The sequence below is a fragment of the Herbiconiux sp. A18JL235 genome (assembly GCF_040939305.1).
In the GTDB taxonomy this organism is placed as follows: domain Bacteria; phylum Actinomycetota; class Actinomycetes; order Actinomycetales; family Microbacteriaceae; genus Herbiconiux.
This window is the reverse complement of record NZ_CP162511.1, coordinates 1408912-1420571: the sequence shown is the minus strand read 5'-3', so window position 1 is coordinate 1420571 and position 11660 is coordinate 1408912. Positions and strand designations below refer to the sequence as shown.

The 11660-nt window shown below is 69.4% G+C and carries 9 protein-coding genes and 1 pseudogene; 2 read left to right on the top strand and 8 right to left on the bottom strand.

All coding sequences use genetic code 11. The features are described from left to right. Positions 1–96: 96 nt before the first annotated feature. Positions 97–926: pseudogene (locus ABFY20_RS06575) on the bottom strand (ABC transporter permease). Between the two features lie 16 nt (positions 927–942). On the opposite strand from ABFY20_RS06575, the gene ABFY20_RS06570 reads away from it, so the two are divergent. Next, a complete protein-coding gene (locus ABFY20_RS06570; RefSeq protein ID WP_368499867.1) occupies positions 943–1071 on the top strand; it encodes a hypothetical protein in 129 nt (42 codons plus the stop codon). A 103-nt stretch (positions 1072–1174) separates the two neighbouring features. On the opposite strand, the gene ABFY20_RS06565 is transcribed toward ABFY20_RS06570, so the two are convergent. The 6 genes from ABFY20_RS06565 to ABFY20_RS06540 all read right to left on the bottom strand — a co-directional run bounded on the left by ABFY20_RS06565 (position 1175) and on the right by ABFY20_RS06540 (position 9502). Beyond that, positions 1175–2707 (bottom strand): sugar ABC transporter ATP-binding protein, encoded by a 1533-nt coding sequence (locus tag ABFY20_RS06565; protein ID WP_368499140.1) that lies wholly within the window; start codon positions 2705–2707, stop codon positions 1175–1177. A gap of 4 nt (positions 2708–2711) precedes the next feature. After that, on the bottom strand, positions 2712–3911 hold the full coding sequence (locus ABFY20_RS06560; protein WP_368499139.1) for a substrate-binding domain-containing protein: 1200 nt from the start codon (positions 3909–3911) through the stop codon (positions 2712–2714). 32 nt (positions 3912–3943) lie between these two features. Then, the gene (locus ABFY20_RS06555; RefSeq protein ID WP_368499138.1) at positions 3944–5131 is read right to left on the bottom strand and encodes a sugar ABC transporter substrate-binding protein; all 1188 of its coding nucleotides are present in this window, start codon (positions 5129–5131) and stop codon (positions 3944–3946) included. Positions 5132–5272: 141 nt separating this feature from the next. After that, positions 5273–7237, bottom strand: a complete 1965-nt coding sequence (locus tag ABFY20_RS06550) for a hydantoinase B/oxoprolinase family protein (RefSeq protein ID WP_368499137.1) — start codon at positions 7235–7237, stop codon at positions 5273–5275. Further along, complete coding sequence (locus ABFY20_RS06545) at positions 7234–9270, bottom strand: hydantoinase/oxoprolinase family protein (protein WP_368499136.1); 2037 nt, start codon at positions 9268–9270, stop codon at positions 7234–7236. Before ABFY20_RS06545 ends, ABFY20_RS06550 begins: the two co-directional genes overlap by 4 nt. A 10-nt stretch (positions 9271–9280) precedes the next feature. After that, positions 9281–9502, bottom strand: coding sequence for a hypothetical protein (locus ABFY20_RS06540; protein ID WP_368499135.1), 222 nt, complete (start codon positions 9500–9502; stop codon positions 9281–9283). A 131-nt stretch (positions 9503–9633) separates the two neighbouring features. Here ABFY20_RS06540 and ABFY20_RS06535 point away from each other — a divergent pair, with 131 nt between their 5' ends. Continuing rightward, complete coding sequence (locus tag ABFY20_RS06535; protein ID WP_368499134.1) at positions 9634–10461, top strand: SDR family NAD(P)-dependent oxidoreductase; 828 nt, start codon at positions 9634–9636, stop codon at positions 10459–10461. Between the two features lie 19 nt (positions 10462–10480). Here the strand turns inward: ABFY20_RS06535 and ABFY20_RS06530 are convergent, their stop codons facing one another. Next, positions 10481–11623, bottom strand: a complete 1143-nt coding sequence (locus tag ABFY20_RS06530) for a flavin reductase (RefSeq protein WP_368499133.1) — start codon at positions 11621–11623, stop codon at positions 10481–10483. Positions 11624–11660: the final 37 nt, after the last annotated feature.

The following is an 11660-nucleotide window of genomic DNA, read 5'->3' as shown; positions in this document are numbered from 1 at the left end:
GAAGACGCGAAGTGCCCCCTCCCGCCGTGGGAGGGGGCACTTCGCGCTCTGTCGCGGAACGCGCTGGGCGCGCAGGCCGCGGGGCGCGCAGACCGGTCAGGCCTTCTTGCGGCCGAAGGTGGGGGTGGCGCGGCGGATGGCGGCACCGCGCTTCGCGGTGCGCTCCCAGCGCGACAGGCCCACGGCGGCGAGGAGGGCGACGCCGTTGAACAGGTCGCTGACCCAGTTCTGGGCGCCGAGGAGCTGGAGGCCCTTGATGCCCACGGCGAGCACGTACACCGAGATGACGGTGCCCCACACGTTGAAGCGGCCGCCTTTGAACTGGGTCGATCCGAGGAACACGGCGGTGAGGGCGGGCAGCAGCAGGCCCGGGCCCACGGTCGGGTCTCCCGCGTTGATGCGGGAGGCCAGCAGCACACCGGCGAGGGCGGCGATGATGCCGCCGGCGACAGCGACGCGATCTGCAGCCGGGCGACGTTCACGCCCGAGAGGCGGGCGCCGTCGGGGTTGTACCCGGCCGCGTACATGCGCCGACCGACGGGGGTGCGCTCGAGCACGTACCAGACCACGAGCGCGACCAGCAGCATGATGAACACCGGGTTCGTGAGCTTGAACGCGGGGTTGTCGGGAACGAGCGGCAGGCCGCCGGTGGCGAAGAGGCGGAACCCGTCTTCGAGACCGATGATCTGCCGGTTCTCCGACAGGAACGCCAGCCCCGCGAGCAGGATCGAGCTCATGCCGAGGGTGGCGATGAACGAGTCGATGCGCCCTTTCGTGATGATGAGGCCCGACACGATGCCGATGAGGGCACCCACCAGGATGGTCAGCGGGATCGCGATGCCCCACGGCAGCTGCAGCTTCGTCTGCAGCACCGCCACGAGGATGACCGCGAACCCGACCTCCGCACCGATCGCGAGGTTGAACACACCGTTGACCAGTGGGATGAGCACCGCGATCGCCGCGAGCACGGTGATCGACTGCGCATCCAGCAGCACCAGCCAGGTGCCGGGGGTGAGGAAGGTGCGCGGGGTGATGATGGCGAACACCGCGAACAGCACGATGAAGATGTAGATCGCGCTGATGTTGCGGAACGACAGCGCCGCCGCCAGGCCACCGCGCTTCGGGCCCGACCGCACGTCGGGTTCCTCCGCGAGGTTGATTGCTTCGGTCTTCTTCACTGCTCGTCCTCGCTCTTCAATCCATAGCCTTCGATGACCAGCCGCGTCTCCGTCAGCTCGTCGCCCGCCAGTTCAGCGGCGATCCTCCCGTCGCGCAGCACCAGCACGCGATCACACAGCCGCACCAGCTCCTTCGCCTCGGAGGAGCACACGAGCACGCCCGCCCCACCCTCGGCCGCGCCGTCGATCGCGTCGTAGATCGCCTGCTTCGCGCCGATGTCGACACCCTGAGTGGGCTCTTCGAGCAGCAGCAACCGCGGCTTGTTCCGCAGCCACTTCGCGAACACGATCTTCTGCTGATTACCGCCCGAGAACTGCTGGAACACCTGCTCCGCCCGCGGCGGCTTCACGTCATACGCCTCCACGAGCGACGCCGCGTGCGCCTTCTCCCGGGCGGTGCTGATGGCACCGAGCCCCGTGGTCAGCGACTTCAGTTCGGGAAGCGTCACGTTCTCGCGCGCCGTCATCGGCCGCACCGAACCCAGCTTGGCCCGGTCACCCGGCACGAACGCGACACCACGACGGATGCTCTCCCCCGGTGAACGCTTCAGATACGACTTCCCCGCCAAGGTGAACGAGTCGACGTCAGCGGGCACCGATCCGAAGATCATCGCCGGCAGCGCCTCACGACCGGAGCCGAGCACACCGGCGACACCGACGACCTCGCCCGCACTCACCCGCAGGTCGATGCCGTCGAGGATCTCACCGGCGAGGCCGCGGATCTCGAGCACGACGTCGCCGTGCACCCGCGCGTTCTCGCCATGCTCGGCCTCACCCACCGGGATACCGGTGACGTAGGAGACGAGCCGGTCGTGGTCGAGCCCGACCCGCTCCACGTCGGCGACCTTGCGGCCGTCGCGCAGCACGACCACACGGTCGGCGAGATCGAGCACCTCGTCGAGCCGATGCGAGATGAAGATCACACCCGCACCGTCGGCCGCGAGCTTCTTCACCGCGTCGAACAGCACCTTCACCTCCGAAGCGTGGAGCGCCTCGGTCGGCTCGTCGAGGATGAGCACGTTGCGCGGATGCTGCCACCCGTCGAGCGCGCGGGCGATGCCGATGATCGAGCGCTGCGCCGGAGCCAGCTTGCTGATCGGCACGTCGACGTCGAAGGGCTCGCCGAACCGGCTGATCAGGGCGCGGGCCTTGGCCCGCTCCTTCTTGCGGTCGAAGGGCGCGAACGACGACGCGCCCTTGTAGTGCGTGATTCCCAGATTCTCGATGCCCGTGAGCTCGTTCGCGAGCCCCAGGTCTTGGTGGATGATGTGCAACGAGGTGTCGACACCGTCGTGGGAGGAGAGCTCCACGGTGCCGCCGTCGGAGGTGTACACCCCGGCGAGGATCTTCACGAGAGTCGACTTGCCCGACCCGTTGTGCCCCACGACGGCGACCACCTCGCCGCTGCGGACATCGAGCGACACGTCATCGAGGGCCCGGTTGCCCGGGAAGTCCTTGATCATGCCTTCGATGTGCAGCAGCGGCGAGGTGTCGCGGCTCGCCTCGACGGTCGGCGAGAGATTCGTCATCTGATCACTTGCCCCAGAGCGTCGTGAACTGGTCCTCGAAGCCCGGGAGCGCGACGTAGCCGGCCGGGGTGAGGTACTGGTCGGCGTTGCGGACGGTGACGATGTGCGACACCGCACGCGCCGCCGACTCCCAGTCACCGTCGAGGTAGGGCACCTCCATGCCCTGCATGGCGCGCAGACCCTCGTCGACCTGCAGCCACATGAACATGTTGAAGTCGACCACGTAGCCCGCGACCTCGGTGCCGTCGGCGATCTGCTGGATGTTCTGCGGCAGCGACGACTGGCCGACGCCGTAGGCGTTGGTGAGGCCGGCGAGCTGCGCCTTGTCGGCGAGGCCGATCTGGTACTGGTCGGCGAGCGAGATGAAGAACTGCGTCTCCGGATGCGCCTGCAGGTCGCTGACGATCTTGTCGGCCGGGCTGGGGTCGGCGATGGAGATGTCGACCGTGCGGATGTTGCACTGGGGGCAGAGCTCCTTCAGCGCAGCGGGAACCGCCTCGTTCTGGATCTCGGAGGCCGGGATCTCGGGGATGGAGTACATGACGAACTCCGTCGCGGTGCCGCAGGTGAGCGAGACGGCGGCGTTCGCCAGCACCTTGCTGTTCACCTCGATGCTGCCCGCGCCGCCGAGCGAGTCGCGGAGCCCGAACTCGTCGGCGTTCAGCTGCCCGCCGTAGACGATCGCGGCGCCCTGCTGCTCGAGCTGAGCCAGCTGGTCTTGGAAGAACCGCGCGTCGACGGACTGGTCGAAGACGATGTCGGGATTCATCTCGACGACCGAGTTGAGGGCTGAGTTGATGCTCTGCGCATCCGTTCCCGTGTCGACGTTGACGAACTGGATGCCCGCCGCCTCCGACGCGGTCTGGAGGCCCGCCTGGAACAGGGCGGCGATCGGAGTGCCGTTGTTGAGGTACACCGCCTTGGTGTTCGGGTCGATCGGCTCCTTGAGCTTCTCGGTGGCGAGGATCTCGGTGGCCGGCTCCTCGAAGGTCTTCACCAGCGCGTCGGCGGTGGCGAAGTCGATGCCGTCGGCGGGGCCGCTGGCGCAGGAGCCGTCGTTGGCCATGTAGGTGAGCGGTACGGAGTCGCCGGCGGCTCCGGTGGAGCCGCCCCCGTCGCCGCCGGCCGAGCAGCCGGCGGCGAGGAGGGAGAAGGCGCCGAGCACGGCTGCCGCCCGGAGCGTCGAGGTGATGCGTCGAGTCATGGTGTCCATTTCCTTTACGTGCCCGTGAGGGTCTACTTGCCCCAGAGGGCCTTGAAGTCGTCCTGCATGCCCGGGTAGGCCACGAAGCCGTTGAGGTACTCGCCCGCGTTGGCCGGGGTGAGCACGCGCGAGACCGACCGGTTCACGGCCTCCCAGTCGTCGTACGGCTTGTACACGCCCTGGATCTTGCGGAAGGCCTCGTCGAGGGTGAGGTACATGTACATGTCGAGGTCGACGGCGAAGCCTGCCGACTGGAGGCCGTCGGCGAGCTGCTGCACGTTCGGCGGCAGCGACGACTGGCCGAAGCCGTAGGCGTTCGTGAGGCCGGCGAGCTGTGCCTTGTCGGCGAGACCGATCTGGAACTGGTCGGCGGGGGTGATGAAGTAGTCGGTCTCGGGGTGCGACTGCAGGTCGCTGACGATCTTGTCGGCGGGGCTGGGGTCGGCGATCGAGATGTCGACCACGCGCAGGTTGCAGTCGGGGCAGAGCTCGGCGAGGTACTCCTGGGTCGACTCGAGCTGGATGGCCGAGAAGCCGAGCTCGGGGATGTTGTAGAAGACGAAGTCGTCGCCGGTGCCGCAGGTGAAGGCGACGGCGCCGGCGGCGAGCACCTTGCCGTTGACGAGCGAGCCGTTGTAGCCGCCCAGGGAGTCGTCGAGACCGAAGTCGTCGGCGTTCGGCTGCGAGGAGTAGACGATCGGCACGCCGTTCGCCTCGAGCTGCTTCAGCTGGTCCTGGTAGAAGGTGGCGTCGATGGCGACGGAGATGACGGCGTCGGGGTCGAGCTCGACCACCGAGTTGAGGGCGCTGTTGATGCTCTGCGCGTCGGTGCCGGTGCTGACGTTCACGAGGTTGATGCCGGCGTCGGCGGCGGCCTTCTGGATGGCCGCGTACATGATCCCCGCGACGGCGGTGTCGTTGTTGAGGAAGGCGATGGTGGTGTCGGGCCCGAGCGGCTGCGGCAGCTTCTCGGTCTGCAGCAGACCCTCGGAGGGCTGCTGGAACGACTTGATGAGGGCGTCGGCGGTGTCGTAGTCGACACCGTCGCGGGGGCCCGAGGCGCATTCGCCCTCGGGGCTCTGGTAGGTCAGCTCGACGTCGCCGCCCGAGGCGGAGTCGGTGCTTCCGGCGTCTCCACCGGAGGAACAGCCGGCCGCGAGGAGGGAGACGGCGGCCAGGAGGGCTGTTGTTCGCAGAGCTGCTGTGGTGCGACGGTGCATGTGATCGCTCGCTTTCTGGGTGACATCATTGTCGGTTTGTCCGACATTGATTGTCGGACAATGGGGTAATCATACACTTTCGGAGGGCTGAGTCCAGAGCGGATTCGACGAGTCGTACGCTCAGGCTTTACAGCGCCGAACTCACGCTCGTTCGGCGCGCATCCGCTCCCTCAGGGCTCGGGTGGCATCGAGATCGAGAGACAGACCCTCCGGGTCACGCCGAGGGTCTCCCTCGACGACGACGCCGTAAAGTCGGGCTGCACCCTCCGGCGTCACGTACTCGTCGCGCACGTCGACGAGCACGCGATCGGGCTCCCGGTCGAGCGGGTCGCCCCATCCGCCCGCGCCGTTCGTGATGTAGCGCAGCACCGATCGGCCGGTACTCACCGTCGATCGTGAGAAGGGATACACGTACTCTCCGGTCGGTGACGGCGTGTTGGTCGCCGGGTCGATGACCCCGGCCCAGGCGGTGCCGGCCGCGAAGGAGTCGCGACCGGTGCCGGGCACCTGTGCCTCGCCGGAGTCGTCGGGCGGGAAGATCCAGACACCGCCGTTCACGCCGCCGCCTCCCCCGTTCACCCCGAAGCCGGTGACCGTCTTGTGACGCAGCTCGATGATGGAGTGAGCGGCATCCGTGAGCCAGAGGGTGTCGCGCAGCATCGCGTTGCCGCCCCGGTGCACTCCCGGCCCCGCGGTGTCGGCGACGGGCTCGTGCCGCAGCATCACGACGGGGTTCTCCTTCTCGACCGCCTCGACCGAGGGGGCGATGCCGTTGGCGAGGTACGACATGCACTGGCTGTCGGCGTCGCCGTGGCGGTTGGCGCCGAACGGCCCGATCTCGCCGCCGCACTGCATGGCCGACACCCACGGGGAGCCGTCGGGGCGGGCCCCGAAAGCGGTGTGCAGATTGGTTCCCGCCCGGTCGCCCGCGATGGCCCGGTCGCCGAGCGCCTTCTCGAGCGCGATGAGCACCGTGGCGAGGATGACCTGGCTCTGCTCGAAGTAGAGGAAGACGGCTCCGTCGGGCGGCAGCGCCGACACCACCGAACCCTCCGGGATGAGGATGTCGATGTTACGGAAGAGCCCCGAGTTGAACCGGCCGCGCGGGTCGACGTTGTACTTCAGCGCCACACCGATGGCGGTCTTCACCTCCCAGGCGGTGGCGTTGATGGAGGTGCGCGCCTGCCGGTGCGTGCCCGAGAAGTCGACCTCGATGCGGTCGCCTCGCTTGCGGATGGCCACGTGCACCGGGTAGCTCTCGGTGTCGTCGACCCCGTCGCAGTCGACTCCGTGCTCGGCCTCCCAGTCGCCGTCGGGGAGCTCGGCCATGCCGAGGGCCATGCGCTCGGCGGCGACGTCGGTGGCGTAGCGCATGGCGCCGTGGAAGGCCGCGAGCCCGTAGCGGTCGATCGACTCCCGCACCAGCCGTTCGCCGAGCTCGAGGCTCGAGCACACGGTCTTCATGTCGGGGTAGAGCACCTCGGCCATGCGCACGTTGTCGAAGATCACGTTCCACGACTCGGGCACGTTGACACCCTCGCTCACGAGCAGTCGCGGCGAGAGCACGAGACCGTTCTCGAACACGTTCTGCTTGGTGGCGCTGAACCCGCCCGGCACCGTGCCGCCCATGTCGAGCTGGTGAGCGTTGAGGGTGACGAAGGCGACGATCTCGTCTCCGTCGAACACCGGGCGGGTGAACACCAGGTCGTTGTTGTGGTTGCCGGTGCGATAGGGGTCGTTGGCGATGAGCACGTCGCCCGGCCGCAGGCGCGAGATGCCGTACTCCTCGACCATGTTGGGCACCGCGTCGATGGTGGTGCCCGCCATGAGCACGATGCCGTTGCTCGCCGCCGGCACCGGGTAGCCGAGCGAGCGGGGCCCGGCGACGGTGCAGGCGAGGTCGTAGAAGTCGCGCAGCACGGGTGAGAAGGCGCCGGTGAGCAGCCTCGCACTCATGTGCTCGACCAGGTAGTCGAAGCGGTTGCCGAGCACCGTGGCGGTGTAGCGGTCGCAGTCGTAGTGCTCGCGGAAGGCGGCCTCGTCGAGGTCGCGGATGAGCGTGGGGGTCGTGCGCGAATCGGATGCGGGCCTGTCGATGATGGTCATGCGTCGCTCCTCGAGGTGATGATCAGCTCGCCGCAGCGGCCGGCGGTCGCGGTCTGACCCGCCGCGACGAAGGTGGTGCTGAGCTCCTCGCGGATGACCGCGGGGCCCGTCACCGTGGCGCCCACGGCGAGCGCCGAGCGGGAGAACCACTCGGCCTCGATCGGCTCCGCGGTGAGGTGGCGGAGCGTCGTGGTGCCCTCCGGCACGGCCGGGAAGGGCGGAACCTCGGGAGCCGGCTCGTACGACACCTTCTCCGAGGGCACGACGAGCTCGACCCGGTAGGTGACGCCCTCCACCGGGAAGGCGTCGAAGCGGTTGCCGTTGCGCAGCTCGTAGCTGTCGTGGAAGCCGGCCACCACATCCGCGATGCTCCGGGCGGTGATGGGCCCGGCGGGAATCTGCACGAACGGCGTCTCCCAGCTCTGGCCGACGAGCCGCCCGTCGAAGCTGCGACGCACGGGCAGCCCCTCGGCCGCCTGGCCGAGGCGGGAGCGCAGCCGCTCCTCCATGCGCGTGTAGACCTCGTCGATGCCGGCAGCGGTGTCGGGGCCGAAGACCACGTAGGCGCTCTCCGCCTCGTAGTAGACCTGGTCGGCCGAGAGCAGCCCGATCGCCGAGAAGAGGCCCGGATGCGGCGGGATGACGACCTCCTTCAGGGGCAGCAGGTCGAGCGCCGCCGACAGCAGCATCCCGCCCGCCGCGCCGTAGGCCATGAGGCTGAAGTCGCGGATGTCGACGCCGTGGCGCACAGCCACGTTGAGGATCTCCTCCGCCATGTGCGCGACGGCGAGCCGGTAGGCGGTGCGCACGCGCTCCTCGAACGGCACCGGGGTGTCGAGCGACTCGAAGGCACGGCGCGACGCCTCGACGTCGAGCTCGAACTCGCCGCCCGCGAACCCCGCGGGGTCGAGGATGCCGATGAGCAGCGCCGCGTCGGTGACGGTGGGCTGGGTTCCCCCGCGGCCGTAGCACGCCGGGCCGGGCTCGGCGCCCGCACTGCCCGGACCCACCAGGATGCCGCCCGACGAGGAGACCGTGACGAGGCTGCCCCCGCCCGCTCCCACGCTCGACACCTCGGTGGAGAGCGCGTTGATGATGAGGTCGTGCTCGATCTCGAAGGTGTTCTGCACGAACGGCGCACCGTCGACGATGATCGACACGTCGGTGGAGGTGCCGCCCACGTCGGCGCAGAGGATGTCGCGCCGCCCGATCGCCGCCCCGAGGTGCCCGCTCGACACCGTGCCGGCGGCCGGCCCGGCGAACAGGATGCGGAACGGGCGTTCCAGCGCCTCCTGCCACGGCAGCAGGTTGGCTGCGCAGTCGGCGAAGTTGAGCTGCCCGGTGAAGCCGAGGCCGCCGAGCTCGGTGTGGAGCTGCCCGGCGTAGTCGCTGAACAGCAGCTTCATGATGACGTCGATCACGGTCGTGGAGGCGCGCTCGTACTCCTTGGCGAGGGGCGAGGTGGTCGCCGAGAGCGACACCTCCACCTCGTCGCCGAGGATCTCGCGCACCAGCTCGCGCAGCCGCTGCTCGTGGGCGTCGTCGACATAGGCGTTCAGCAGGCAGATGGCGACGCCCTCGACCCCGCAGCGGCCGAGCAGCTCGATCTGCTCGCGCGCCTGCGCCTCGTCGAGCTCGATCAGCGTGGCGCCGTCGGCGGTCTTGCGCTCCACCACCCCGCGGCGGAGATAGCGCGGCACGAGCGGGCGGGCGGCGTCGCCGAAGGTGCGGCGCCACGACGGGTCGGTCTGGGCGCTGAGCGGCCGGTGCACCGAGCCGCGGTCGAGCACGTCGCGGAAGCCCTCCGTGGTGAGCAGACCGATCTTCGGCAGACGCCGTTCGAGCACGGCGTTCAAGCCCATCGTGCTGGCGTGGTTGAACACCGCGCTCTCGTCGACGCCGAGTCGCCTCGCCCCCTCCACGACGCTTCCCGCCGGGTCGGTGCGCGAGCTCGGCACCTTGGTCACCGCGACCTTGCCGTCGGTGATCGACACCACGTCCGTGAAGGTGCCGCCGACATCGACTCCGATCATCGCCGCCGCCTCAGACCGTGGTGCCGAGCGGCACGAAGGAGCCGAGGGCGGGGGCGGGGGTGCGCTCGAGCGAGGCGAGGCAGTCCTGGCACTTCACCACCTGCCACCACCCGCCCTCGCTGAGGGCGCGATAGCTCCGGATGTCACTGCCGCCGCACTCGGGGCAGCTCGCGTCGACGGTGACGCGCTCGACCGAGAGCCGCTCCGATCGGGGTCGGGGGAAGGTGTGCACGTGAGATCTCTCCTTCGAAATCCGGTGGTGTCGACGGCGACTTGCGTCTACAGTCGGCATCATTGTTGTACGACAATCTGACAAATTGCAAGTGGCGCGACAGAGCAGTGCGCCAGGACGGGAGGGCGACGATGCCGAACCACGACGAGACCATTGCTGTTCGAGTAGGGCAGACCGAGGTGGAGACCTGGGGCGCGCGGCGCTTCGCCGGCCGCGTGGCGGTCGTGACCGGGGCGGCCTCCGGCATCGGGCGCGCCGTCGCCGAGCGTCTCGTGGCCGAGGGGGCGGCTGTCTACGCGCTCGATCTGGGCGCCGAGGCGCTCGACGCGGTCTGGGCCGGAGTCGACGGCGTGACCGCCCTCGCTGTCGACGTCACCGACAGCACCGCCGTGAACGCCGCCTTCGAGCGCGTCGCCGCCGACCACGGCCGCCTTGACGCCCTGGTCACCGCGGCGGGCATCGCCGACGCACCGTGGCGCCTGCGCGAGAACAACAGCGACCCCGACCCGTCGACGATCGACGACGAGGCCTGGGATCTCGTGATCAGGGTGAACCTCACCGGCAGCTTCTACTGCGTGCGCGCCGCCCTGCCACTGCTCCGCAAGAACGGCGAGCGAGGCGGAGCCGTCGTCACGATCTCGAGCGTCGGCGCCCTCGCGCCGTACCCGCTCGCCGCCGCCTACCCCGCGGCCAAGGCGGGGGTGCTCGGCATGACCCGGGCGATCGCCGCGCTCGTCGGCAAGGAGAACATCCGGGTCAACGCCGTCGCCCCGGCCGCCACGAAGACGCCCATGCTCCCCGACGACGAGGAGCTGCTGGCGTCGATGGTGGCGCTGCAGCCCATCCCGCGCGTCGTTCCACCGTCGGAGATGGCGGCGACGATCGTCTACCTCTGCAGCGACGAGGCTCAATTCATCACCGGGCAGACAATCAACGCGAACGGCGGCATGGTCATGTGACGAGGTTCAGGCTGCGGCCTCAGGAGACGAGGCCGGCCGCCGCGGCGGCCTCGGCCCGCGTCTCCTGGGGCCGCTTCGCGTGCGCGGTGAGCGTGCGGAGCACGAGGGCGACGTCGCCCTTCTCGTAGCCCTCGACGATGGCCCGGTGGTCGTCGTGGAGCGCGGCGGTCGCCCTCGTCGACTCGCGGATGGCGCGCTGCTCCATCGCCGGCAGCCGCAGCCCCTTGTAGGTCTCGGTGAGGATGACGCTGCCGGCGAGCCCCACGAGGTACTCGTGGAAGGCGTTGTTCGCCCGGATCCACCCCTCGGGGTCGCTGAATTGGCCGTCGACGCTGTACTCGAGGGTGGCCTCGAGCAGCGCCCGCAGCTCGGCGAGCTGGTCAGGGCCGACGGCACCCACGGTCTGGGCTGCGGCGCCGATCTCGATGGCGAGCTTGGCGGCGTAGTAGTCGAAGATGACCTGGTCGGGTACGGGCTCGACCTGGAAGGTGGCGCCCGTGCGGCGCACGAGGCCCTCCGTGGTGAGGGCGACGAGCGACTGGTAGGCGCGACCCACCTCGATGTCGAGCTCGGCTGCGATCGCCTCGGCGTCGAGCGGCTGGGCCTCGTCGGTGACCGCCCCGACGACGTAGTCGCGCACCGCGTGCAGTGCCGCAGCATCCGGAGCCGTCTCCATGCGGCCGAACGAGCCGCGGAAGTAGGCGAGCGGGTTGCCCGGCTTCGACGACACCCGCACCACGCGGGCCAGGAAGACGAGGTGGGTGCCGCCGCGCACGGTCTCGTCGACGACGCACTCGAAGTGGGCGATGCACCCGGCGATGAGGGGAACCCCGGTCTGGCCGCGCTCGACGGCGATGGTCTGGAACTTGTCGGGCGCCTTGCTGGCGAAGCGCTGCGCGATGGGTGCGGAGTCCTCGGCGAGCACGTTGACGGCGAAGGTGCCGGTCTTCACGATCGCCTGCGCCGTGGTCGACGTGACGTTGAGGCAGATGAGCAGGCTCGGCGGTTCGTCGGAGAGGGAGCTCACCGCGCTCGCGGCGGCACCCAGGTCTTCACCGTCGAGGGTGGTGGTGATGACGGTGACGCCGCTGGCGAACCGCCCCATGACATCTCGGAACTCGCCCTTGCTCGGGCCGTCGGCCGTGATCTCGACTTCGGTCATGTCTCGCCCCTTTGCGCTGACTGATGCGGCGGGGCAG

Excerpts from the sequence above, each read along its gene's own strand:
- ABFY20_RS06570 (WP_368499867.1), top strand. The coding sequence starts at position 943 with ATGAGCACCGCGATCGCCGCGAGCACGGTGATCGACTGCGCATCCAGC.
- ABFY20_RS06565 (WP_368499140.1), bottom strand. The coding sequence starts at position 2,707 with ATGACGAATCTCTCGCCGACCGTCGAGGCGAGCCGCGACACCTCGCCG.
- ABFY20_RS06560 (WP_368499139.1), bottom strand. The coding sequence starts at position 3,911 with ATGACTCGACGCATCACCTCGACGCTCCGGGCGGCAGCCGTGCTCGGC.
- ABFY20_RS06555 (WP_368499138.1), bottom strand. The coding sequence starts at position 5,131 with ATGCACCGTCGCACCACAGCAGCTCTGCGAACAACAGCCCTCCTGGCC.
- ABFY20_RS06550 (WP_368499137.1), bottom strand. The coding sequence starts at position 7,237 with ATGACCATCATCGACAGGCCCGCATCCGATTCGCGCACGACCCCCACG.
- ABFY20_RS06545 (WP_368499136.1), bottom strand. The coding sequence starts at position 9,270 with ATGATCGGAGTCGATGTCGGCGGCACCTTCACGGACGTGGTGTCGATC.
- ABFY20_RS06535 (WP_368499134.1), top strand. The coding sequence starts at position 9,634 with ATGCCGAACCACGACGAGACCATTGCTGTTCGAGTAGGGCAGACCGAG.
- ABFY20_RS06530 (WP_368499133.1), bottom strand. The coding sequence starts at position 11,623 with ATGACCGAAGTCGAGATCACGGCCGACGGCCCGAGCAAGGGCGAGTTC.